Here is a 23,594-nt window from a genome sequence, read left to right as displayed (position 1 = left end):
GAGGTGAGCAACCCCGCTCAATCAGGAGGTTTTCCATGCGCAAGACCCTGGTCACGCTCGCCCTGACCGCCGCCGCCGTGCTCGGCGGCTCCGGTGCCGCCCTCGCCCACGGCGGACCGGAGTTCGGTGACAACGACGTGTACGTCGTCGAGCACGGTCCCGTCGACGTCGGCATCGTCGTCTGCGGCGACTTCAGCGTGTGCGTGGGCGACTGACGCTCGCACGGCGCGCCAACGAAGCCCCCTCACCGCGAGGGGGCTTCGTGCTGCCCGCCGTCCGTTCGGCACACGATCCCGCGCACCACGCCCAGCTCCACCAGGTCCTGTGGGCGCAGCCGGAGCTGGTCGGCGGTGGCCGGGGCCTCGTCGGGGGAGCGCTTGAGGATGGCCGAGGCGAGTTCGGGCGCGATGACGGAGAAGTAGCCGTCGGGCGTGGTCCAGGTGGAGCCGCGCGCGGCGAGCGCGAGGGCGCCGCCGGAGCCGCCCTCGCCGACCAGGAGCGAGGTGACCGGGACCCGTGCCTCGGCGACCGCGGTGAACGCCTCCGCGATGGCCGGGCCAGCCCCGGCCCGCTCCGCCTCGGCGTCGTTGGCGGCGCCCGGGGTGTCGATCAGCGTGAGCACCGGGATCCCGAGGCGGTCCGCGAGCCGGATCAGCCGGGCGACGGTCCGGAAACCCGCGGGGCGGGTCGCCGAACCGTCCTGCGCCGCGTACGCGACCGTCCGCCCCTCGTGCAGCCCGAACCCGCACTCCACACCGTCGTCCACCCCACCGGCCCGATCGCCCCGCACGGTCGCCCGCACGTCGAAGTACGCGTCCAGATAGGCCCCGGCCCGGGGACGCGCGGCGGCCCGGGCCCGTACGACGGCCTCCCACCCGGTCCCGGGCGGCCCGGCCTCGGCGAGCGCGCGGGGCGGGGGAGCGGGGGCGACGGCCGAGGGGTCGGCGGGTGTGGCGGGCGCGGCGGGTGTGGTGGCCGGGGGGTCGGCGGGTGCGATCCGGGCGGCCGGCTCGTCGTCCGTGTGGGCGGGTGCGGTGGCCGGGGGGTCGGCGGGTGCGATCCGGGCGGCCGGCTCGTCGTCCGTGCGGGCGGGTGCGCCGCCCGTCAGGAGCCGTAGCCACAGGGCGAGCGTCGCCCGCAGGTCGGCCGGGGCGACGAGCGCGTCCACGTGCCCGTGGGCGTACTGCTCCTCCGCCGTGTACGCGGACGGGTCGGCGTCCCGCGGCCGGACCCGGGAGCCCGCGAAGGCCACCTGGGCGGAGGGCAGGGCGAGGACCACGTCCGCGCCCGCCCCGACCGTCGCCCAGCCGCCACCGGTCGACGGGTCGCGCAGGACGGAGACGTGGGGGACCCCCGCGTGCCGTAGCCGTACGGTCGCCTCGGCCACCCGCTGGAGCTGGGTCAGGGCGATCATGCCCTCCTGCATCCGGCTGCCGCCCGTCGCCACGAGCGACACCAGCGGTACCCGATCGGCCGCGGCGGTGCGGTACGCGGCGACCAGCCGGTCACCGGCGGCCTGCCCGAGCGAGCCGCCCAGGAAGCCGAACTCGAACGCGGCCAGGACCACCGGGTGACCGCCGATCGTCGCCCTGCCGTACAGGACGGACTCCTCCTCACCGGTCCTCTCGGCGGCACGCGCGCGTGCCGCGTCGTACCCGGCCCACCCGATCGGACCGTCCGGTCGCGGCGGCTCGTCCGGGGCGCGGGCGCGCAGCGGCGCGAAGTCGTCGGCGACCAGCGCGACGACCTGACGGGCGGTGAGCCGCTCAGCCACGGCGGGCCTCCGCGAGGGCCTCGGGCAGCGCCTTCTTCAGGAGCTTGCCCATGTCGTTGCGGGGCAGCGCGCCGAGGAAGTGGACGGTCCGCGGCCGCTTGTGCGGGGCGAGCAGACCGGCGACGTGGTCCGCCAACTCCGCGGCCGTCGGCGGCTTCTCCGCGTCCGCCGGCACCACCCACGCCACGATCCGCTCCCCGAGATCCGGGTCGGCCTCCCCGGTCACGGCGGCCTCGGCCACCGCCGGGTGGTCCAGCAGGGCGTTCTCGATCTCGCCGGCGCCGATCTTGTACCCGCCGCTCTTGATCAGGTCCGTCGCCTTGCGGCCCACGATCCGGACGTACCCGTCGGGTTCGCGGACCGCCATGTCCCCGGTGCGGAACCACTCCCCGTCGAAGGCGGCGGCGGTCGCGTCCGGCCGGTTCAGATACGCGCTGAACAGGTTCGGGCCCCTGACCTGGATCTCGCCCACGCTCTCCCCGTCGTACGCCCCGAGTTCCGTGCCGTCCTCCTCCACGAGCCGCAGCCGCACGCCCCGCAGGGGCAGCCCCACGGACCCGGCGCGCGGCGCCGAGTCCGCGGCGACCGACGTGGGGGTCCGGGGGTCCGCCCGCAGCGAGCACAGCATCAGCGTCTCGGTCATGCCGTACCGCTCGATCACCGTCCGGCCCGTCGCCACCGCGATCCGCGCGTGGTCGTGGACCGGCAGCGCCGCCGAGCCCGACACCAGCAGCCGCGCCTCGGACAGCGCCCGTACCAGCGTCGGGTCGCCGTCCAGCGCGTCCGCGATCCGGTGGTACATCGTCGGTACGCCGAACAGCATCGTGCCGCCGCCCGCACCCAGCTCCCGGGCCACGCCCTCGACGGAGAACGCGCCGAGGTGCCGCACGGAGCCGCCGCGCCGCAACGGGCCGAGGACGCCCAGGATCAGGCCGTGCACATGGAAGAGCGGCAGCGCGTGCACGAGCACGTCGTCCGCCGTCCAGGCCCAGGCCTCCTCCAGGGCGTCCAGCGAGGCGGCGACGGCCCGGTGGGAGAGCACGACGCCCTTGGGCGGGCCGGTGGTGCCGGAGGTGTAGACGATCAGCGCGGCCGTCTCGGGGTCGTCCGGCCCGTCGGGGAAGGCGCCGTCGGGGAAGGCTCCGTCGGAGAGGGCCCCGTCGGAGGAGGCTCCGGCGGAGGGCGCGGAGTTCGGGGTGTGGCGCGCGACCACGGTCTCCACGTCGATCCGGGGGAGTTCCGCGAGCCCCGGAGGTAGGACGTCGTCCGCGCCCGCGAGCACGACGCCCGGAGCGCTGTCGGCGAGGATGTGCGCCAACTCCCGCTCGCCGGTACGCGGGTTGAGCGGGACGGCCGGTACGCCGGCCAGCAGCGCGCCCACCACCGCGACCGCCGTCCGGGCGGTCGGCGTGGCCCAGACGGCGACGCGCCCCGCGTCCGCGATCCGGGCCACCAGGGCGCCGGCCGCCCGGCCCAGCTCCTCGTACGTCAGCGTGTCCGCGCCGAAGCGCAGGGCGGGCCGGTCCGAGCCGGCCTTCAGAGCCGGGAACAGCGCGTTCAAGGGTCGTCCTCCTCGCGTAGCGGGATGCCGAGAGGCATTCTTCCCGCGCTCAGGGGCGGCGCGCTGCGACCTTGCTCACCTCCGGGGCCCCGCCCTCCTCCGATCGGGGACGGATCGTCCGCATCCGGCCGTACGCGTACACACAGCCCGCGAGCGCGAGGTCGGACAGGAGCATGAATCCGATCGAGTAGGAGTCCTTGGCGCTGTAGATCGCGCCCATCACCAGCGGCGGTACGAACCCGCCGAGCCCGCCCATCGCCCCGACGATGCCGGTGACGCTGCCGACCTGCGGCTGCGGGGTGACCTGCGAGACCAGCGCGAAGACCGAGCCGCTCGCCGTGCCGAGCCCGGCGGCCATGCAGAGCAGCGCGATCGTGCCGCCCGGGTTCAGCGGCGGGTCGAAGGCCTGGACGATGGCGAGCAGGGCGACGAGGCCGAGCGCGGCCGCGGTGACCAGGGCGGGGTGGATCCGGTCCGAGAGCCAGCCGCCGATCGGCCGGAAGACGACGGTGACCAGCGCGAAACCGGCGGCCTTCGTCCCGGCGTCGGTCGGGTCGAGCGCGTACCAGGTCTTCAGATACGTCGGCAGGTACACCCCGAAGGCGACGATGCCGCCGAAGCCGATCGCGTACAGCGCCGACAGTTCCCAGGTCACCCGCAGCCGGCCCGCCTCGCCGAGCCGGGTGGAGAGGGAAGCGGTGGGGACCGGCCGGTCGGGGCGGTCGGTGACCAGGAAGACGGCGAGGACGGCGTAGCCGGCGAGGGCGATCGCCACCACGACGAACGGCAGGTTCTCGCCGTGCTCGGCGATGCGCGGGGTGAAGTAGCCGGAGAGCGCCACGCCGCCCATGCCCATGCCGAAGACACCGAGCGCCAGGCCCCGCTTGGCGGGCGGGAACCAGGAGTTGACCAGCGGGATGCCGATCGCGAAGGTCGTGCCGCCTAGGCCGAGGAGGAAGCCGACGGCGAGCATCGCGCCGTACGAGTTCTTCGCCGGGATCAGGAGCAGGACGGGCACGATCGTCAGCGCCGAGATCAGCGGGAACATCACCTTGGCGCCGTAGCGGTCGGTGAGCGCGCCGACCGGGATCCGGCCCAGCGAGCCCACCAGGACGGGGACGGCGACGAGCAGCGACTGCTCGAAGGAGCTGAGTTTCAGCCGCTCTCCGTACCAACTGGCCAGCGGGGCGATCAGGTCCCACGCCCAGAAGGTGAGCGCGAAGCCGATCGTGGCCATGACCAGGTTCCGGTAGGCGGCGCCGGAGGGTTTCGCGAGGGTGTCCACGCGACCAGTCAAATTCGAGCGACCGGGCGAGGCGCGCCGGACTGGGCCGTACGGGGGCCGCCGACACGGCCTGCGCGGGACGCATGACGGGCGGCCCGTGCGGGACGCGACGGGCGGCCTCGGGGGCGTGACGCGGACGGCCTCGCGAGACGTGACGGACGCCTGTGCGGGGAGGTGGCGGGCGGCCCGTGCGGGACGCGACGGGCGGCCTCGGGGGCGTGACGGACCCCTGTGCGGGGAGGTGGTGGAGTGCCTCGCGGGTCATGACGGACCCCTGTGCGGGGAGGTGGTGGAGTGCCTCGCGGGTCATGACGGACCCCTGTGCGGGGAGGTGGCGGAGTGGCTCGCGGGGCGTGACGGACCCCTGTGCGGGGAGGTGGCGGAGTGGCTCGCGGGGCGTGACGGACGGGCCGCCGGACCGGCCTACGGCCACTCCACCGTCGTCGGTGGGTGTCCGTCGTCCGTGACGCGCAGCCGCGGGCCGTCCGGCGTGGCCGTCACCTCGACCCGGATCGCGGTGAGCCCCGGCCGGCGATGGGCCGCCGCCAGCGCGGAGCGCAGGGCGGCGAGCAGCCGGTCCGCGTCGGCGGGCTCGACCAGGGCGTCGACCGCGCCGGTGAACCGCACCGAGGGCGGGAAGCCGAGGAGCACCGCCGCGCCGTCGGTCTCGCGCAGCACCCGGCCCCGGAAGGTGGTCGGGGCGTCGGCGGGGGGCTGCTGGAGGGCGAAGATGGCCGTCCGTACCTCCTGGATGGTGGAGTCCAGCTCGTCCACGGCCCGCCCGAGTAGCGCCGTGTCGTCCAGGGCCTCGACGTCGACGCCGGGGCCGGGGCGTTCGCTCCCGGGGGAGTCGGGGACCGTGCCGGAGGCGGGGCGCTCGTCCGGGTGGGAGCCGGGGCCGGTGCCGGTGCCGGTGCCGGGGCCGGGGCGCTCGTCCGTGGGGGAGCCGGGGACCGTGCCGGAGGCGGGGCGCTCGCTTCCGCCCCCCTCCTCGACGTCCGCGCCGCCGCCCGCGCCGCGGGCGGAGTGCGGCTCGGAGCCCGTCTCCGCCGCCGCGCGTCGCCGTGTCGACTCCAGCATCATCTCCGTCGCGAAGAGCCGCTGGACCACGAGATCGTGGAGGTCGCGGGCGATCCGGTCGCGGTCCTCGTACACCGCGAGCTGCTCCCGGTTGTGCTGCGCGTCCGCCAGGACCAGGGCCAGCGCCGCCTGGGAGGCGAACTGCGAGGCGAGCAGCCGGTCCACCGCCGTGTACGGGCGTCCGCCGCGCCGCCGGGGGAGCGCGAGCGTGCCGATGAGCCGGCCGCCGCTCTGCAGCGGCAGCATCATCGAGGGCCCGAACCGCGACCGTACGTGCGTCGTCATCCGCGGATCGGTCGCCGAGTCCTCGACGAAAACCGGCTCCCCGCCCAGCAGTTGCACGAGGACCGGCGAGCCGGGCGTGATCGCCGTGCCCACCAGGTCGCCCGGGTCGTCCACCGTCGAGGCCGCGACGATCTCCATCCCGCCCTCCGGCGTGGGCTGGAGGACGACCCCGGCCGAGGCGTCGGCGAGGATCCGCGCCCGCTCGGCCACCGTCGTCAGCGCGTCCGCCGCCGGTTCCCCGGCGAGCAGCGCCGTCGTCACCGCCGCCGCGCCCTCGATCCACCGCTCCCGCTGCCGGACGGTCTCGTACAGCCGGGCGTTGCCGATCGCGATCCCCGCCTGCGAGGCGAGGACCCGCAGCATCGACAGGTCCTCCTCGGTGAACGGGCCGCCGCCGTGCTTCTCGGTGAGGTAGAGGTTGCCGAAGACCTCGGTGTGGACCCGGATGGGCACTCCGAGGAAGGAGTGCATCGCGGGGTGGCCCTCGGGCATCCCGCAGGAGCGCGGGTCGGCCGTCAGATCGTCGAGCCGCAACGGCTGCGGGTCCTCGACGAGGACGCCGAGGAGCCCGCTGTGCCCGTCGGGCAGCCGGGGGATCCGCGCCCGCTCGGCGTCCGTCATCCCGGCCGTGAACAGCTCGGTGAGCCGGCCGCGCTCGGGGTCCACGACCCCGAGCGCCCCGTAGCGCGCCCCGATCAGCTGCGTCGCGGAGTCCACGAGGTGCTGGAGCGTGGCCCGCAGTTCGAGCTCGGTGCCGACACTCAGGACCGCCTGGAGCAGCATCGGCAGCCGGGGTGCGGATTCCGAGTCGTCGTCCGGGTCCATGAGTGACATGGGAACATTGTCATGCAAAACGGTCGGTCGAGACGATCATTCCGCCACGGACAGCGGGTCGAGGACCATCGGCTGGATCTTGCCCTCCAGCATCGCCCCGAGCCCCAGGATCGCGCACACGTCGGGCCGTTCGGCGATGTGCACGGGCATCCCGGTCGCCTCGCGCAACATCTGGTCGAGGCCCGGGAGCAGGGCGCTGCCGCCGACCATCATGATGCCGCGCTCGGCGAGGTCGGCCACCAGGTCGGGCGGGCAGTCGCGCAGGATCTTGCCGATGCCGTCGAGGACGGCGGTCAGCGGGGTGTGGATCGCCTCCCGTACGGCGGCGGTGTCGACGGTCACCGAGCGGGCGAGGCCCGTGGCGACGTCCCGGCCGTGGATCTCGGTGTAGCTCGGGCCCTGGGGCGTCAGGCCGTTGCCTCGGAGGGCGAGTTGCAGCGGCCGCACGGACTGGCTGGGCAGCATCAGCTCGTGCTGGTGGCGCAGGTGCTGGATGACCGCGTGGTCGATCGCGTCGCCGCCCACCGGAATCCGCTGGGCGGTCACGATGGACCCCAGCGACAACACGGCGACCTGGGTGGTCGCCGCGCCGCAGACCATGATCATGGTCGCGGTGGGCTGCTCGACGGGGAGGCCGCAGCCCACCGCCGCCGCGATCAGGGTGTCGACCAGCTCGACCCGGCGCGCGCCGAGGCCGACGAGGGTCTCCACGGCGGCGCGCTGCGCGAGCGGGTCGCTGTCGTGCGGGGTGCAGGCGGCGGCGCGCAGCCGGGGCTTGCGGCGCAGCTGGCGGCGGAGCTTCTCACCGAGGAGGTGACGGAGCATCCGCTGGGCCATCTCGATGTCGACGACGGTGCCGCCGGAGACGGGCCGGGCGACCCGGATGTAGTCGGGGGTGCGGCCGGTCATCTTCTCCGCCAGGGCGCCGACGGCGATCAGGGCCCCGGTGCGGGTGTTGACGGCGGCGACGCTGGGCTCGTCGACGACGAGCCCGGCGCCCTTGACGAAGACCCGGGTGCGGGCGGCGCCCAGGTCGACGGCGAGATGGCAACGGCGCAACTGCTCAAGGCTGACGGTCACGGCAGATCCTCCGGAGTGCGGTGCTGGCACGGAGCGAGTGGATGGACGCGCGTTCTGTTCGCATCCTGCGCACGGCTCCGGCGCGGCGCGCGCTGGGATGCGCCGCCCGGGGGTGTAAGAGACCTGACGCCGGGTCAGGGAGTCCGGTCGGGGTGGCGGGTCGGGGAGCCGGGTCGGGGTGGCTGGTCGGGGTGGCGGATCAGGGCGTCGGGTCAGGGCATCAGCTCAGGGCGACGGGTCGGGGCCTCGGATCAGGGCGTCGGGTCAGGGCATCAGCTCAGGGCGACGGGTCGGGGCCAGGGATCAGGGCGTCGGGTCGGGGCCTCGGATGAGGGCGTCGGCTCAGGGCATCGCGTCAGGGCCCCGGCTCAGGGCGTCGGGTCAGGGCATCGGCTCAGGGCATCGGCTCAGGGCACCGCGTCAGGGCATCGGCTCAGGGCGTCGGGTCAGGCGCCGGGTCGGAGCAGACGCTGCAACAGACCCCAGGTGAACTCGGCGGCGCCCGGTGTGCCGTCGGGGAGGGTGAAGTCCAGGCGCAACCGGGTCGGCGCGCTGCCGTCGCGCGCCCGGGCCGGCGGGAAGGCGTTGCCGACCTCGGCGACCGTGCAGCCCCAGGGCCGCAGATCCGCCTCCGTGCGCAGCTCGGGGACGGCGGAGCCGGGTGCGCGGACCAGGCCGCACCCCCAGACCTGCGACGCCGTCCGGCGGCCGAGCGGTCCCACCAGGACCTCCCAGCGCAGCTCCGGCCAGAGCGGCAGCTCCCACTGGAGGATCTCGGAGTCGTACTGCTCCACCCGGCGGCGGGCCACGGGCTCGCCGAGCGCGGCGCGGTACCGGGCGAGTTCGCCCGGGCCCCGGCGGGCATGCGCCCAGGCCTGCCAGCGCCGGTTGGCCTCCCGCATCCGCGTCCTGTCGACCCCGAGTGCGCGGACGGCTTCCTCGACGAGATCCGGCTGGTGGTCGGCCATCCGGCGGAGCAGGACGAGCTGGAACTCGGTGGGCCCGAAGGGCTCGGACGAGGTCATGGCGACCATCCTGCCCGAAGCGGGAGAATCGCGACGACGCGCCGCCTACCTGGGGTTTCCTCACAGGATCCTCACGTCGCCGCCTACCTGTGGTGTCCCGCCGACACATACTCTGCGGCAGCCATGGACTACTGCCATCAGTGCCGACGGCATCTCAACGGCGCCCTCGCCTGTGCGGGGTGCGGTACGCCGGTGGAGGAGCTGCGGTACGAGACCCCCCGCGCGGCCGAACCCCCTCGCGCGAGCGAGTACGGGACCGAGCCCCCTCGCGTGGCCGAGTACGCGACCGAGCCCCCTCGCGCGACCGCGTACGCGGCCGAGGCCGAGCACGTCTACGAACTGGACGTCGTCGAGCCGCCGCGCCCCGCCTCGGGGGGCGGTCGTGCCGCCAGGCGGGCCGCCGCGGAGGCGGGTGCCGGCGGCGCGTCCGGGCGGGCGGCCTCGCGCAGGGGGCGCCGGGGGCGCAGCCGCAAGGGGCGAAACGTTCTGGTGGGCGGGCTGGGGCTGCTGCTGGCGGCCGGCGCGCTGAGCCTGACGAAGGTGGCGCTCGACCCTCCGGACGAGGGGGGCGCCGCCACCGCCGTACAGGAGGAGGAGGTCGTCGAGACCTCGTTGCCGCCGGTGCCGTCGGAGACCGTCCGTCCGTCGCGGACGCCGGGCCCGGTCCGGGTGTCGACCTCGGCCTCGCCGGTGGACGCGGACCTGCCCGCCCCCGGCCACACGGGCATACCCGGCTCCGGCTCCGGCGGCTCCGGGTCGGGGTCCGGAGGCGGGGGCGGGAACGGGCCCGGGGGCGGGGAGGGCGGCGGCGGTGGAGGCGGCGAGGGGCCGGGCGGCGGTGCGGGCGGCCCGAGCGCCACGGTCGGCGACTCGCCGTCCGTGGAGCCGCCGACCGAGTCGCCGGAGCCGGGCGACACCCCTTCGGCGCCGGGCCCGACGACGGGTCAGCCCACCGCGCCGCCGACGCCCACCCCGGCCCCTCCCACGCCGAGCCCGGAGCCGACCTGCTGGCTCTTCATCTGCTGGTAGGCCGCGGCGGCGCGTCCTCCGGCACGTCCTCGCCCAGCATCCGCCGCAGCAGGTCCCGCAGCAGCGTCCGCTCGACCGCGGTGAGCTGCCCGAGCGGCTCGCGCGCGAAGTCCAGCGACTCCCGCAGCCTGCGGGCGGTGTCCAGGCCCTCCGGGGTGGGCGCGGCCAGCTTGACGCGGCGGTCGGCCGGATCGGGGCGGCGCTCCACCAGGCCGCGCGATTCGAGGCGGTCGACGATCCCCGTGACGTTCGACGGCTCGCACTTCAGCTTCTCGGCGATCTTCCGCATCGCCACCGGCTCCAGCGACAGGAGCCCGAGGACGCGGGCCTGGGCGCCGGTGAGCGAGTGCTCCGAGGCCGCGTGCTCGTACTCCTGGTGGTACCGCGCCACGACAGCGCCGATCAGCTCGACGACTTCGAGGGTCACGGGGTCGGTGCGTGAGGTGGCCATGGGCGCCATCGTACCCAGATACTTGACAACATGAAATATCCAGGCGCATGGTTGTTTCAGATGGTGAAGTAATTCTCGTTCCAGGAGGCAGAGCCGATGACCGTTCTTCCCGCGTCCAGCCGTGAGTGGCACCTCGTCGCCCGCCCGCACGGCTGGCCCACCCCCGCGGACTTCGCGCTCCGTGAGACCCCGGTCGCCGAGCCCGCCGAGGGCCGCATCCTGGTCAAGAACCTGCACTTCTCCGTCGACCCGTACATGCGCGGACGCATGAACGACGTGAAGTCGTACACCCCGCCGTTCAAGCTGGACCACCCCATGGAGGGCGGCGCCGTCGGCGAGGTCGTCGCGTCGAACGCGGAGGGCTTCGCCGTGGGCGACCACGTCCTGCACCGCCTCGGCTGGCGCGAGTACGCCGACCTGGCCGCCGAGCACGCCGTCAAGGTGGACGCAGCCCTCGCCCCCCTCTCCACCTACCTCGGCGTCCTCGGCATGACGGGCCTGACGGCCTATGCCGGCCTCTTCGAGGTCGCCTCCTTCAAGGAGGGCGACGCCGTCTTCGTCTCCGGCGCGGCCGGCGCCGTCGGCAGCCAGGTCGGCCAGATGGCGAAGCTCAAGGGCGCCTCCCGGGTCATCGGCTCCGCCGGTTCCGACGAGAAGGTCAAGCTGCTCGTCGAGGAGTACGGCTTCGACGCCGCGTTCAACTACAAGAACGGCCCGGTCAAGGACCAGCTCCGCGAGGCCGCACCGGACGGCATCGACGTCTACTTCGACAACGTCGGCGGCGACCACCTGGAAGCCGCGATCTCCTCGCTCAACGTGCACGGCCGCGCCACCATCTGCGGCATGATCGCGCAGTACAACGACACCGAGCCGGTCCCCGGCCCGCGCAACATGGCCATGATCATCGGCAAGCGGCTGCGCCTCCAGGGCGTCCTCGTCGGCGACCACTACGGCCTGCAGCCGCAGTTCGTCGAGGAGGTCGGCGGCTGGCTGCGCTCCGGCGAGCTGAAGTACGACGAGACGGTCGTCGAGGGCATCGAGAACGGCGTGGAGGCCTTCCTCGGAATGCTCCGCGGGGAGAACACCGGAAAGATGATCGTTTCGATGACCCGTTAGTCTTCCCTCAGCCGTCGCGATCGTGGGCGCGAGTCGCGGCGAACCAGCAGAAGGAAGCATCAGATGTCCATCCAGCAGTCCGACGTCCTGTACACCGCCGTCGCCACCGCCGAGAACGGGCGGGACGGCCGGGTCGCGACCGACGACGGCCAGCTCGACGTCGTCGTGAACCCGCCGAAGGCCATGGGTGGCTCGGGCGCGGGCACCAACCCCGAGCAGCTCTTCGCCGCCGGCTACAGCGCCTGCTTCCAGGGCGCGCTGGGCGTCGTGGCGCGCAACGAGAACGCCGACATCTCGGGCTCGACGGTCACCGCCGAGGTCGGCATCGGCAAGAACGACGACGGCTTCGGCCTCACCGTCAAGATCTCGGCGACCATCCCGAACGTGGACGCCGAGACCGCGAAGAGCCTGATCGAGAAGGCCCACCAGGTCTGCCCGTACTCCAAGGCGACCCGCGGGAACATCACGGTGGAGCTCGCCGTCTGAGTTACGCGTACTCTGAAGGAGGCCGCACCTCGACCGACCGGGGTGCGGCCTTCTTCGCGCCGGCCCGTTCGAGGCGCCCGATAGGGTGATCGACATGCGCGATTTCGGGGCTGGGTTCGGATATCTGGTACGGGGACAGAAGTGGGTCGGCCTGCACGGCAGGTGGCTCGGGTTCGGGCTGCTGCCGGGGCTCGTGACGCTGCTGCTGTACGTGGGCGCCCTCGTCGGCCTCGGATACGGGGCCGACGACCTCGCCGCCTGGGCGACGCCGTTCGCCGACGACTGGACCTCCCCCTGGCAGGGGCTCGTCCGGGGCTTCCTGACCGGTCTCGTCTTCGCCTTCGGGCTCTTCCTCGCGGTCATCACCTTCACCGCGGTGACCCTGCTGGTCGGCCAGCCGTTCTACGAGTCGCTCTCGGAGCAGGTCGACCGCACCGAGGGCGGCGAGGTGCCGGAGTCCGGCCTGCCGCTCTGGCGCGAGCTGTGGATCTCCGCGCGGGACAGCCTGCGCGTGCTCGCCCGGGTCGCCCTCTACGGCGTCCTGCTCTTCGCCTGCGGCTTCATCCCCGTCGTCGGCCAGACGGTCGTGCCGGTGATCGGCTTCTGCGTCTCCGGCTTCTTCCTCGCCGAGGAGCTGTCGGCCGTCGCCCTCCAGCGCCGGGGCGTCGAGCTGAAGGAACGCCTCCGGATGCTCCGGGGCCGCCGGATGCTCACCCTGGGCTTCGGCGTCCCGCTGGCCCTGTCGTTCCTGGTCCCGTTCGTCGCCGTGTTCCTCATGCCGGGCGCGGTCGCGGGCGCCACGCTGATGGCCCGCGAGCTGACCGGCGAGGCGGGGACCGACGGGTCGGGGACCGACGGCGAGGGGACCCCGGCGGAGTCGGTGCCGACGGCCGCACCACAGGCCCACCCGTACGCGAAGGCCCCCCAGCACCAGCAGCCGCAGGGGTAGGAGCACCGGCGGCCGCGTCCGGGCGCCTGACGCCCGTCGGGCCCGGTCCGCTCAGCCCACCTCGGCGAGGGCGAAGCCACGCTCCGCGCCCGCGTCCGCGATGCGCTCCCCGTCGGGGCCCCAGACGCCGCTGAGGCCCACGCACGGGCCTGCCTCGCTGGCGCCGACGAGGTTGGCCAGCACCACGTACAGCCCGAAGTCCCGGGCCCGTACCGGATACACCTTCTCGAACGAGTCGTTCTCTGCGTCCAGCGCCGAGCTCGCCAGGTAGACGGTGCAGCCGTCGTCGGCGGCCCGCTCGGCGATCTCGGGGAAGCGGTTGTCGTAGCAGGTGGCGAGCGCGAATCGGACGCCGTCCAGGGTGAAACGGCCGTCGGCCGCGCCCGGGGCGAAGACCTCGGCCTCCAGGCCGTACAGATGGGCCTTGTCGTAGCGGGTGAGCAGCTCGCCCCGCGGGCCGAAGACCAGGGACGTGATGCCCGGCCGGCCGGACGTCGTGGCCACCGGCCCGTTGACGACCGCCGCCGAGCCCGACGCGCGGCAGGCCTCCCGGACCGGATCGAGCCGCGGGTCGTCCTCGGTGAGCCGGAGGGCGGGGGTGGCGTGGATGAGGGTCGGCTCATAGCCGGTGAGCGCCAGCTCGCCGAGGACGACGAGCCGGGCGCCCGCGGCACCGGCCTCCCGGACGAGCTCGCCCGCGGTACGGGCATTGGCGTCGACGTCCCCGGCGACCGGGGCGAACTGAGCTGCTGCGACGATCATGACCGCCATCATCCCGCCCCGGCGCCGGAGACGGAACCCCGGGCCCTTCCGCCCGTGCCCGCAGGGCGATCCGGCCAGGGCCTCGGCGGGCCCGGGAAAGCCAGGTCGTGTCCGGAAGGTCTGGCCCGGCTCGCCCTGACCGGCGCCCTGCGGGCGGACGGCCGTACTCTCCGGACACCCCCTAGGACGCCACCGCCACCGCGACGATCGCCCGGACCTGGCCGATGATGTCGAGCCGGTTGCGGACGAAATCCGGGTCCGTGACCGTCCCCGTCGCCGGGTTCGTGTTGCCCGCGCCGAACTGCAGGACCGGCGTGTGCACATGGCCGCCGGGCAGCTCCGGCAGCCCGAGCCGGTCACGCAGCAGCGTCGCGCGGTAGGCGATCTCGTTGGAGAGGTAGTCCCCGCCGCCGCCCGCGCGCGCCGTGGAGCCCGCCGTCGGGCCGTCCGGGCGCTCCACCGGCCCGGCCCCGCCCGCCGGGACCTCGGTCACCACCGTGTTGTCCCGTACCGGGAAGCGCCCGGTGTCCGCCGCGACGATCGAGGCGTACGGCAGCGTCGTCGCCGTCCACTGGGGCTGCGTGGATGGGGCGTCCACCGGGACCGTCTCCGTGCGCGAGACGTTCTCGTTGTCGGGGAAGCCGCCCCGCCAGGCCCCGTTGAACCGCTCGACGTCGAAGCGGCCGATCCGGCCCTGGCTGACGGTGGTGAAGAGGTCCACCGTCGGAAGGTGCCGGCGCAGGGTCCGTTCGACCGTCCCGTCGGCGAAGTCCTGCCAGCGGACGGGGAAGACGGCCGTCTCGATCCGGGCGAGGCCCCCGTCCGCCGTGCGGATCACGGTGCCGTCCAGGGCCAGCGCGGTGGCGCCGGACGGATTGCTGATCCGGGCGTCCCGGTCGAGGGTGAACGGGTCGAAGCCGGTCAGCAGGATCCGCTTCATGCCCTTCCCGGCCGGGAACGCGATCGAGTCCTGGCCGCGCGAGGAGCGCTCCAGCCGGTCGAGCAGCAGGCCGCGCCGTTCCTCGGAGAGCGCGAACCCCGGCTGCCAGCCGCGCAGTTCGCGGGTCATCGCGAGGCGCGCCCAGTACAGCGGGCGGTCGTCGTCCGCGCTGAGGTCGCCGCGCACCCGGCGCCCCTGCGCCCGGTCGACCGCGTCCCGCCAGAGCCGCTCACCGTGGCGCACCACCGCGCGCTCCGCGTCTCCGTACGAGGCGGAGCAGGCCAGGGCGCGGGCGAACTCCGGCGCCACGGAGGCGAATCCACCACGCCGGAGGATCTCCTGCGGCGCGGCACGGTCGAGCCGCGCCTCCTCCACGGTGCCGGCGGCCACGCCGGTCCCGTCCGCCGACGCGGGCGGAGCGCCCGCGACCAGCGTGGCGGTGATCAGCGCGAGACCGAGCGAGGCATGACGTATCCGGGAGAGCACGGGAGGGACCTCCGTAGAGTCGGAAACGGGCTCGCGCAGTATCCCGGCTCACCCGTAACTCCCGCTACGGCGCCCTCACTTACCGCCGCCGCCCTCGCCGCCCTCGCCGCCCTCGACGCCCTCGCCGCCCCCGGCATTCCCGCTCTCCCCGGCGCCCCCAGGTGAGCCCTCGCCCCCGGGTGAGCTGTCGGTCCCGGGTGAGCGGTCGGCCCCAGGCCAGCCCTCGCCCCCGGCTGAGCCCCCGCCACCCCCGCCGTCGCCGCGCAGCAGCCGCAGGAAGTCGCGGAACGCCGTCGGCATGTCCACCGCCGCCGGGTCGAGCAGCCACTGGTACTGCAGCCCGTCCATCACGGCCGTCAGGATCGGCGCCGCGCGCTCCGGCGTCAGCCCGCCCGGGAGCCGCTCGCCGAACTCCAGGCGCAGCACGGTCGCCATCTCCGTGCGGACCTGGGCGTAGCGCTCGGTGAAGAACGCGCGCGCCGGGTGTTCCTCGGTCACGCTCTCGCCCAGCAGCGCCGAGAAGGTCTGCACGATCCCCCGCCGCATCGCGTTGTACTCGACGAGCGAGTCGATCAGGTCGAGGCGCCAGCCCTCGCGCGAACCCGCGCCGCTCGTGTCCCACTTGTCGCGCTCCGCGAGGACCGCGACGAGCAGGGCCTCCTTCGTGGGGAAGTAGTGCAGCAGCCCCTGCTGCGTCAGGCCGACCCGCTCCGCGACGGCGCTGAGCGACGCGCCCCGGTAGCCGCGCTCGGCGATCACCTCCAGGGCCGCGCGCACGATGTCCGCGCGCCGCTCCTCACTCCTGGCCCGCACCATCGCCGTGGCCCCCTTCCCTGCCGGTCGTCCAGTCGAAGGTCCCTTGTCACGAGGACCGCACGAGGACCGTACGTCATCGTAAGATTACGAAACAATAACGTAACCTACCGATCTACAGGTATCGGGTCCACCATGGGCCGCACACGACTTCAACGAGGAGGTACGGCCATGGCGGAGAACAGCGCGGAGACCGTCCGTGAGCAGGCCGTCGAGACGGCGCTCGGCACGCTCGACCTGGACACCAAGACCCGGCTGCTCGGCGGCCAGGACATGTGGTCCCTGCCCGCCGTGCCGGAGATCGGACTGCGGTCGATCGTGATGTCGGACGGCCCGATCGGCGTCCGGGGCGTCCGCTGGACCGCCGACGACCCGTCCGTCGCCCTGCCGTCCCCGACGGCCCTCGCCGCCGCCTGGGACCCGGCCCTCGCCCGCCGCGCCGGCCGCCTCCTCGCCCAGGAGGCCCGCCGCAAGGGCGTCCACGTCCTCCTCGCCCCCACGGTCAACCTGCACCGCACCCCGCTCGGCGGCCGCCACTTCGAGGCCTACAGCGAGGACCCGTACCTCACCGGCGTCATCGGCACCGGCTACGTCCAGGGCGTCCAGGACGGCGGCGTCGGCACCACCGTCAAGCACTTCGTCGCCAACGACGCCGAGACCGACCGCTTCACCGTCGACAACAAGGTCGCCCCGCGCCCGCTGCGCGAGCTCTACCTCGCCCCCTTCGAGGCCATCGTCAAGAACGCCCGCCCCTGGGGCATCATGACCGCCTACAACCAGGTCAACGGCGTGACCATGACCGAGCACCACGAGCTCGTCCACGAGGTCCTGCGCGGCGAGTGGGGCTTCGACGGCGTCAACGTCTCCGACTGGATGGCCGCCCGCTCCACCACGGGCGACATCGAGGGCGGCCTCGACGTCGCCATGCCCGGCCCGCAGACGGTCTACGGCGCGGCGCTCGCCGCCGCCGTCCGGGCCGGCGAGGTCGAGGAGTCGGCCGTCGACGCGGCCGTACGGAACGTGCTGCGGCTCGCCGCCCGCGTCGGCGCCCTCGAAGGCGCCCCGCCGGTCGTCGCGGAGCCCCCGGCCGCCATCGACGGCGACGCCCTCGCCCGCGAGATCGCCGCCCGAGGCATCGTCCTCGTCCGCAACGAGGGCGCCGCGCTGCCCCTGGCCGCCGGCTCCACCGTCGCCCTCTCCGGCGCCGCCGCCCGCGACGCCCGGGTCCTCGGCGGCGGCTCCGCCCAGGTCTTCCCCGACCACACCGTCTCCCCGCTCGACGGCCTCACCGCCGCCCTGCCCGACGGGACCCTCACCTTCACCGTCGGCGCCGACCCCAGCGACGAACTGACCCCCGCCGAGCAGGGCTTCACCCTCCGCGCGGTCTGCCGCGACGCCGACGGCACCGTCCTCGGCGAGGGCACCCTGCCCAACGGCCAGGTCCAGTGGATCGGCGACGACCTCCCGGCCGGCGTCACCCACGGGACCCTGCACTCCATCGAGGTCACCGGAGCCTTCACCCCGCGCGAGTCCGGCGAGCACTCCTTCGGCACCCGGGGCCTCGGCGCCTTCAGCCTCAGCGTCGCGGGCGAGAGCGTCTTCGACGGCGTCCAGGTGATGGGCCCGGAGACCGATCCCTTCGAGGCGTTCTTCGGCGCCCCCGTCGAGCGCGCCAGGGTCGCCCTCACGGCCGGCGAGACCGTCGAGGTCTCCCTGCTCCACACGCTGGACAAGGAGTTCGCGGCCCCGCTGCCGGCCGTCATGTTCTCCTTCGTCCACCTCGGGCCGCGGCGCGACCCCGACGAACTGATCGCCGAAGCCGTCGAGGCCGCCCGCGCCGCCGACACCGCCGTCGTGGTCGTCGCCACCACCGAGCGCGTCGAGTCCGAGGGCTTCGACCGCAAGGACCTCGCCCTGCCGGGCCGCCAGGACGAACTGGTCCGGGCCGTGGCCGCCGCCAACCCGAACACCGTGGTCGTCGTCAACGCCGGCTCCCCGGTCGAGATGCCCTGGCGCGAGGACGTCGCCGCCGTCCTGCTCACCTGGTTCCCCGGCCAGGAGGGCGGCGCCGCGGTCGCCGACGTCCTCACCGGCGCCGCGGAGCCCGGTGGCCGCCTCCCCACCACCTGGCCCGTCGCCCTCGCCGACGTCCCCGTCACCGAAGTCACCCCCACCGAGGGCGAACTCTCCTACGACGAGGGCGTCTTCATCGGCTACCGCGCCTGGGACAAGACCGGCGCCACCCCGGCGTACGCCTTCGGCCACGGCCTCGGCTACACCACCTGGTCCTACGACTCCCTCGAAGTCACCCCCACCGAGGCGACGGTCCGGCTCACCAACACCGGCACCCGCACCGGCCGCGAGGTCGTCCAGATCTACCTGGCGCCCACGGCCGACGGGGTGGAGCGCCCGGCCCGCTGGCTGGCCGGCTTCGCGAGCGTCGAGGCGGGCCCCGGCGAGAGCGTCGAGACCGTGATCCCGCTGCCCGCCCGCGCCTTCGAGATCTGGGACGAGGAGCGGACCGGCTGGACGCGCGTCACCGGCACGTACGAGGTGCGGGCCGCGCACGCGCTGACCGACACCCGCCTCACCGCCACGCTGGACATCTGACGGCGGCGAAGGCCCTCATGACCGGTCCCGGGGCGGCACCTGACAACCGCCCCGGGGCTTCAGCGCGTGCCGAAGCGGTACACGGTCGTGGACGTGTACACCTCGTCCGGCCGCAGCACCGCCGAGGGGAACTCCGGCCGGTTCGGCGAGTCGGGGAAGGCCTGCGCCTCCAGCGCGATCCCGCCGAGCTCCGGGTTCGCGTACACCTGGAGACCGGGCTCGGTCGTGTCCACCGTCACCGTCCGCCCGGACTCCGGCGAATACAGCTCGGCGGCCGCCGAACCGCCCTCGTCGAGGACGAAGTTGTGGTCCAGCGAGATCGCCACCCGCCTGCGGGAGCGGAAGTCCAGCTCCGTGCCCGCGACCTCGGCGAACGCCCCGGTGGGGACACCCGTCGCGTCGGTCGGCGTCCAGCGGTCCGCCGCCACCCGCAGCTCGTGCGCCCCGCCGCCCAGGCGCCAGTAGGCGTGGTTCGTCAGCGCCACCACGGTCGGCGCGTCGGTCCGCGCGCGGTAGCCGATCCGCAGCGCCCCGTCCTCCCGCAGCCGGTAGCTCACGGAGACCTCCAGGCGGCCCGGGAAGCCCTCCTCGCCGGCCGGGCTCACCCGGGAGAGCCGTACGCCCGAGGTGATCTCCTCCGCGTCCCACACGTGCTTGTCGAAGCCGCGCTCCCCGCCGTGCAGACAGTTCGGCCCGCCGTTGCGGGCCAGGCGGTGGGTGGCGCCGTCCAGGGTGAAGGAGCCGCCCCCGATCCGGTTGGCGTACCGACCCACCAAGGCGCCGTAGTAGGGCTCCGGATGCTTGAGATAGCCCGTCAGATCCGGGAAGCCGAGAGCGGTCTCGCTCGGCACGCCGTCCCGGTCGGGCGTCACCACGGACTGCACGATGCCGCCGTACGTCAGCACCCGCACCCGCACCGCGCCCCGCTGGAGGGTCCAGCGCGTGACGTCCGTACCGTCGACCGAACCGAAGGGTTCACCCGTGATCCTCATGATCAGGGACCCTACGCGGGCGGCTCCGCCGCCGTCACCTGCCGGTGCGCCAGCTCCGCGAGCCGCGCCTGGCCGGCCTTGCTCGGGTGGAACCAGTCCCACGGGCTCAGCTGCCGCCCGTCGAAGGGGAAGCCGAACACCGCGCCGCCGTCGTACCGGCAGCGCCGGTCCCGCGCGCAGACCTCCGCCAGGACCTCGTTGTACGCCACCACCCGGTCCCGCACCGTCGTCCGGCGCCGCTCGGCCGACGCGGTCAGGTCCAGCGGGTCGGCCAGCATCGAGGCGCAGATCCCCAGGCTCCAGACCCGGCGGCTCGTCGGGCTGTCCTTTCCGCGCGCCCAGAGCCGCTTCAGGTCCGGCACGCTCGACACGTACACCTGCGCCTTCGGGGCGGAGGACCGCAGGTTCGCCAGCGACGCCTCGAAGTCCGCGCGGAACTCCGCGACCGGGGTCATCTGTGCGGCGGTGGTGCGGCAGGCGTCGTTGGCGCCCATCAGCACCGTCACCAGCTCCGGTTTCCGGGTGCCCGCCGCCGCCATCTGCTCGGGCAGGTCGGCCATCCGGGCCCCGGACCTGGCCAGGTTCCAACTGCGCCCGGCGACGCGCTCGGGGCCGAGGAGCCGCAGGGCCAGGCTGTTGACCCCGGCGTCCGTGCCGGTCGCCCAGGACGCCTCGGGGCAGTCGGCCAGGAGCGTACAGGCGTCGAAGGCGCGGGTGATGGAGTCGCCGACGGCGGCGACGGAGCTCGGGGTGCGGTCCCAGTCGGGCGTCGGCTGCGGGGTCGGGGTGGGGGACGCCGAGGGTTCCGGAGCGCCGGTCTCACACCCCGTCAGGGCGCCGGTGCACAGCAGCGCGAGGGCTCCGGCCGCGGCGATCCCGGTCCGGAAAGGTCGTCGTACACGCCGCGCGTTCCGCCGCGAGGGCCGGCGCGTTCCGCCGCGCGACTCTCCGTGCCGCCCTCCGGGTGTTTCTCCCCGGGTCCCTCCGCGCGTCCCCTCGCGCTTCCTTCCGCGCATGCCTCGTGCCCTCCTCCGGCGTCCGTTCGGCGTCCTGGCGGGTGAATGCTTGGTGTCCACCGGCGCCCGGACCGACCGTACGTCACCCCAAGGGCGGTGCGGCACGGTAGCTTTTCCCCCGTCGAACCAGAGGCACCCTGGCCGATCGGCTCCGGTAAATTACATCACGTCACATGCTGTCCCTTTTTCGGGGGTTTACGAAGTTTGCTCCCGATGCTGTTTACTGAGGCCGCTGGGAAAGGCGAACCTCGTCCCACACTGGAGGTCCCGGTGACGACACGTGGAGTCCTGTACGTACACTCCGCACCGCGCGCGCTGTGCCCGCACGTCGAATGGGCGGTCGCGGGTGTCCTCGGTGCGAGGGTCCAGCTCGACTGGATCCGCCAGCCGGCGTCGCCCGGCACGTGGAGAGCCGAGTTCTCCTGGAAGGGCCAGACCGGCACGGCCTCCAAGCTGGCCTCCGCGCTGCGCGGCTGGCAGATGCTCCGCTTCGAAGTCACCGCGGAACCCTGCCCGACCGCCGAGGGCGAGCGCTACAGCGCCACGCCCGAGCTGGGCATCTTCCACGCGGTCACCGGCATGCACGGCGACATCCTGATCCCCGAGGACCGGCTGCGGGCCGCCCTGGCCCGCTCCGTGCGCGGCGAGACGGAGCTGGAGGCGGAGATCGCCAAGCTCCTCGGCAAGCCCTGGGACGACGAACTGGAACCCTTCCGCTACGCCGGCGAGGGCGCCCCGGTGCGCTGGCTGCACCAGGTCGTCTGAGGCCGTCCGCACCCGTCCCGGGAGGTAGATTCCGTCCCGGGGGCGCGCAGGGGGCGCGCGGGGCGGGGGCGTGTCATGCGTGGACGCAGGGCGGTCGGGGCGGCCGCGATGTTTTTGGGCGGGATCGTCGTGGGGGCGGCCCTGGTGCTGCTCGGCGGCTTCCTCTACCAGGCGGTCTCCGGTCATCTGTCCGGCCGCATGATCGCGTGGGCCGTCGGACTGCTGGTGGTCGCGGTGACCCTGACCGGCGTGTTCGGCGCGACGCTGCCGGACGAGGACGACGGCGGGAAGCAGACCGACGCGGAGCTTCGGGACGCCGAGCCCGGCTCGGGGGCGGCCAGGACCGACGCCGGCCCCTCGCCGGCCGAGGACGCCGGCCCCGTGCCCGCGGGCGCCCCGTCGAAGGCCGTGGAGGACCGGTTTCTCGCCCTGGTCGTCGTCGTGGCCGTGCTCGGCCTGCTCGCCGGGGGAGCCGGCGGCGTCGCCTGGTACGAGACCCTGCGCCCCACGGCCGCGACACGCCCGGATGCACCGAAGGCCCACCCCCCGTCGAGGGTGGGCCCGGGCGTGGCGGAGGCCCACCCCGTGCCTCGGGGTGGGCCTCCGTCGGGTACGTCGGGTCAGACCGTGCGGAACGCCAGCACCACGTTGTGGCCGCCGAAGCCGAACGAGTTGTTGATCGCCGCGATCGTGCCCTGCGGCAGTTCGCGGGGCTCGTCGCGGACGATGTCCGCCTCCACGGCCGGGTCCAGGTCGTCGATGTTGATCGTCGGCGGGGCCAGCCGGTGGTGCAGGGCCAGGACCGTCGCGACGGTCTCGATGCCGCCCGCGCCGCCCAGCAGGTGACCCGTCATCGACTTCGTCGCGGAGATCGCGACGTGGTCCAGGTCGTCACCGAGCACCTTGCGCAGCGCCTTGATCTCGGCCACGTCACCCTGCGGCGTCGACGTCGCGTGCGCGTTGAGGTGGACGACCTCGGCGGGCTTGAGGTCCGTCGAGTCCAGCAGGTTCTGCATCGCCGCGGCGATGCCCCGGCCGGTCGGCTCGGGCTGCGCGATGTGGTGGCTGTCGGCCGACAGGCCCTGGCCGAGCACCTCGCAGTAGATCCGCGCGCCGCGCGCCTTCGCGTGCTCCTCGGACTCGAGGATCACCACGCCCGCGCCCTCGCCGAGCACGAAGCCGTCCCGGCCCGTGTCGTACGGACGCGAGGCCTTCGTGGGCTCGTCGTTGCTCTTGGACATCGCCATCATGTTGGCGAACGCCGCGATCGGCAGCGGGTGGATCGCCGCCTCGGTGCCGCCGGCCACGACCACGTCGGCCCGGCCGGTACGGATCATCTCGACGGCGTAGCCGATCGCCTCGGCGCCCGACGCGCACGCCGAGACCGGGGTGTGCACGCCCGCCCGGGCGTTCACCTCCAGGCCGACGTTGGCGGAGGGGCTGTTCGGCATGAGCATCGGCACGGTGTGCGGGGACACGCGGCGGACGCCCTTGTCCTTCAGCACGTCGTACTGGTCGAGCAGGGTCGTGACACCGCCGATGCCGGAGGCGATGACGGAGCCGAGCCGCTCGGGCTCGATGCTCCCCTCCTCACCGGCCGGGGCGGTGTAGCCCGCGTCGGCCCACGCCTCGCGGGCCGCGATCAGCGCGAACTGCGCCGAGCGGTCCAGCTTGCGGGCGAGCGGGCGGGGCAGAACGTCACCCGGGTCGACGGCGGCGAGCGCCGCGATCTGGACCGGCAGTTCGGCGAAACGTTCGCCCTCGAGAGACTTGACGCCGGAGCGTCCCGCGATCAGACCTTCCCAGGTCGATGCGGAGTCGCCACCCAGCGGTGTGGTTGCGCCGATACCGGTGACGACCACGGTGCGATTGGTCGAGTTCACAGGAATTCTTTCTCCACGTGTGTGATGGTCGAAATACGGCGCCACCGCCGGGTGGCTGACCGAGTCAGCAGGGGCCGAATCAGCCCTGGTTCTTCAGGATGTACTCGGTCGCGTCGCCGACCGTCTTGAGGTTCTTGACGTCCTCGTCCGGGATCTTGACCTCGAAGCGCTCTTCGGCGGCCACAACGACCTCGACCATGGACAGCGAGTCGACGTCCAGGTCGTCGGTGAAGGACTTGTCCGTCTGGACGTCCTCGGTCGGGATGCCGGCGATCTCGTTGACGATGTCCGCGAGACCGGCGACGATCTCTTCCTGGGTGAAGGCCATGGTGGCGCTCCTTCTGTGATTGCTTCGGTAAGGGGCTTCCGGAA

20 protein-coding genes and 1 pseudogene are annotated in these 23,594 nt (G+C 74.0%); 7 read left to right on the top strand and 14 right to left on the bottom strand.

Annotated features, from left to right (window positions below):
- The first annotated feature begins 35 nt into the window (after positions 1-35).
- Positions 36-215 carry a hypothetical protein gene (locus ACIPPS_RS18790; RefSeq protein WP_401433014.1) on the top strand — a complete coding sequence of 60 codons (180 nt, stop codon included), beginning with the start codon at positions 36-38 and terminating at the stop codon, positions 213-215.
- Between the two features lie 29 nt (positions 216-244).
- Here the strand turns inward: ACIPPS_RS18790 and ACIPPS_RS18785 are convergent, their stop codons facing one another.
- The 6 genes from ACIPPS_RS18785 to ACIPPS_RS18760 all read right to left on the bottom strand — a co-directional run bounded on the left by ACIPPS_RS18785 (position 245) and on the right by ACIPPS_RS18760 (position 8,924).
- Positions 245-1,774: a carboxyl transferase domain-containing protein gene (locus ACIPPS_RS18785; RefSeq protein WP_401433012.1), complete on the bottom strand. Its 1,530-nt coding sequence runs from the start codon at positions 1,772-1,774 to the stop codon at positions 245-247.
- On the bottom strand, positions 1,767-3,335 hold the full coding sequence (locus ACIPPS_RS18780) for an acyl-CoA synthetase (protein ID WP_401433010.1): 1,569 nt from the start codon (positions 3,333-3,335) through the stop codon (positions 1,767-1,769). Before ACIPPS_RS18780 ends, ACIPPS_RS18785 begins: the two co-directional genes overlap by 8 nt.
- A 49-nt stretch (positions 3,336-3,384) precedes the next feature.
- Entirely contained in the window at positions 3,385-4,572 is a 1,188-nt protein-coding gene (locus ACIPPS_RS18775) for a nitrate/nitrite transporter (RefSeq protein WP_401433171.1), read from the bottom strand.
- Positions 4,573-5,043: 471 nt separating this feature from the next.
- A complete protein-coding gene (locus tag ACIPPS_RS18770; protein ID WP_401433008.1) occupies positions 5,044-6,819 on the bottom strand; it encodes a GAF domain-containing protein in 1,776 nt (591 codons plus the stop codon).
- 36 nt (positions 6,820-6,855) lie between these two features.
- Positions 6,856-7,899 (bottom strand): rod shape-determining protein, encoded by a 1,044-nt coding sequence (locus tag ACIPPS_RS18765; protein ID WP_401433005.1) that lies wholly within the window; start codon positions 7,897-7,899, stop codon positions 6,856-6,858.
- Between the two features lie 446 nt (positions 7,900-8,345).
- Positions 8,346-8,924 (bottom strand): hypothetical protein, encoded by a 579-nt coding sequence (locus ACIPPS_RS18760; protein WP_401433002.1) that lies wholly within the window; start codon positions 8,922-8,924, stop codon positions 8,346-8,348.
- Positions 8,925-9,047: 123 nt separating this feature from the next.
- Here ACIPPS_RS18760 and ACIPPS_RS18755 point away from each other — a divergent pair, with 123 nt between their 5' ends.
- Entirely contained in the window at positions 9,048-9,953 is a 906-nt protein-coding gene (locus tag ACIPPS_RS18755; protein WP_401433000.1) for a hypothetical protein, read from the top strand.
- Here the strand turns inward: ACIPPS_RS18755 and ACIPPS_RS18750 are convergent.
- Positions 9,940-10,404, bottom strand: a complete 465-nt coding sequence (locus ACIPPS_RS18750) for a MarR family winged helix-turn-helix transcriptional regulator (protein WP_401432997.1) — start codon at positions 10,402-10,404, stop codon at positions 9,940-9,942. The two genes, ACIPPS_RS18755 and ACIPPS_RS18750, sit on opposite strands and share 14 nt — an antisense overlap.
- Before the next feature lie 96 nt (positions 10,405-10,500).
- On the opposite strand from ACIPPS_RS18750, the gene ACIPPS_RS18745 reads away from it, so the two are divergent.
- From ACIPPS_RS18745 to ACIPPS_RS18735, 3 genes are all read left to right on the top strand, one after another.
- A complete protein-coding gene (locus ACIPPS_RS18745; RefSeq protein ID WP_401432995.1) occupies positions 10,501-11,520 on the top strand; it encodes an NADP-dependent oxidoreductase in 1,020 nt (339 codons plus the stop codon).
- Between the two features lie 63 nt (positions 11,521-11,583).
- Positions 11,584-12,006 carry an organic hydroperoxide resistance protein gene (locus tag ACIPPS_RS18740; protein WP_401432992.1) on the top strand — a complete coding sequence of 141 codons (423 nt, stop codon included), beginning with the start codon at positions 11,584-11,586 and terminating at the stop codon, positions 12,004-12,006.
- A gap of 94 nt (positions 12,007-12,100) precedes the next feature.
- Positions 12,101-12,955, top strand: a complete 855-nt coding sequence (locus ACIPPS_RS18735) for an EI24 domain-containing protein (protein WP_401432989.1) — start codon at positions 12,101-12,103, stop codon at positions 12,953-12,955.
- Between the two features lie 51 nt (positions 12,956-13,006).
- On the opposite strand, the gene ACIPPS_RS18730 is transcribed toward ACIPPS_RS18735, so the two are convergent.
- The 3 genes and pseudogenes from ACIPPS_RS18730 to ACIPPS_RS18720 all read right to left on the bottom strand — a co-directional run.
- Positions 13,007-13,717, bottom strand: a complete 711-nt coding sequence (locus ACIPPS_RS18730; RefSeq protein WP_401432986.1) for a carbon-nitrogen hydrolase family protein — start codon at positions 13,715-13,717, stop codon at positions 13,007-13,009.
- Positions 13,718-13,898: 181 nt separating this feature from the next.
- Positions 13,899-15,143 (bottom strand): pyroglutamyl peptidase, encoded by a 1,245-nt coding sequence (locus ACIPPS_RS18725; RefSeq protein ID WP_401432983.1) that lies wholly within the window; start codon positions 15,141-15,143, stop codon positions 13,899-13,901.
- 252 nt (positions 15,144-15,395) lie between these two features.
- Positions 15,396-15,959: pseudogene (locus ACIPPS_RS18720) on the bottom strand (TetR/AcrR family transcriptional regulator); the annotation flags it as partial.
- Between the two features lie 168 nt (positions 15,960-16,127).
- On the opposite strand from ACIPPS_RS18720, the gene ACIPPS_RS18715 reads away from it, so the two are divergent.
- Positions 16,128-18,566, top strand: coding sequence for a beta-glucosidase (locus ACIPPS_RS18715; protein ID WP_401432980.1), 2,439 nt, complete (start codon positions 16,128-16,130; stop codon positions 18,564-18,566).
- Between the two features lie 59 nt (positions 18,567-18,625).
- On the opposite strand, the gene ACIPPS_RS18710 is transcribed toward ACIPPS_RS18715, so the two are convergent.
- Together ACIPPS_RS18710 and ACIPPS_RS18705 are read right to left on the bottom strand one after the other, a co-directional pair.
- Positions 18,626-19,558: an aldose epimerase family protein gene (locus ACIPPS_RS18710; RefSeq protein WP_401432977.1), complete on the bottom strand. Its 933-nt coding sequence runs from the start codon at positions 19,556-19,558 to the stop codon at positions 18,626-18,628.
- Positions 19,559-19,569: 11 nt separating this feature from the next.
- The gene (locus tag ACIPPS_RS18705; protein WP_401432974.1) at positions 19,570-20,574 is read right to left on the bottom strand and encodes an SGNH/GDSL hydrolase family protein; all 1,005 of its coding nucleotides are present in this window, start codon (positions 20,572-20,574) and stop codon (positions 19,570-19,572) included.
- A 270-nt stretch (positions 20,575-20,844) separates the two neighbouring features.
- Between ACIPPS_RS18705 and ACIPPS_RS18700 the strand changes: the two genes are divergently transcribed.
- On the top strand, positions 20,845-21,339 hold the full coding sequence (locus tag ACIPPS_RS18700; RefSeq protein ID WP_401432971.1) for a DUF3145 domain-containing protein: 495 nt from the start codon (positions 20,845-20,847) through the stop codon (positions 21,337-21,339).
- 620 nt (positions 21,340-21,959) lie between these two features.
- Here the strand turns inward: ACIPPS_RS18700 and fabF are convergent.
- Complete coding sequence (gene fabF, locus ACIPPS_RS18695; protein WP_401432969.1) at positions 21,960-23,222, bottom strand: beta-ketoacyl-ACP synthase II; 1,263 nt, start codon at positions 23,220-23,222, stop codon at positions 21,960-21,962.
- A 79-nt stretch (positions 23,223-23,301) separates the two neighbouring features.
- Positions 23,302-23,550 carry an acyl carrier protein gene (locus tag ACIPPS_RS18690; protein ID WP_401432966.1) on the bottom strand — a complete coding sequence of 83 codons (249 nt, stop codon included), beginning with the start codon at positions 23,548-23,550 and terminating at the stop codon, positions 23,302-23,304.
- Positions 23,551-23,594 lie beyond the last annotated feature (44 nt).

This window comes from Streptomyces sp. NPDC090127 (genome assembly GCF_044746945.1).
Lineage (GTDB): Bacteria > Actinomycetota > Actinomycetes > Streptomycetales > Streptomycetaceae > Streptomyces.
This window is presented reverse-complemented; position numbering and strand designations above follow the sequence as displayed.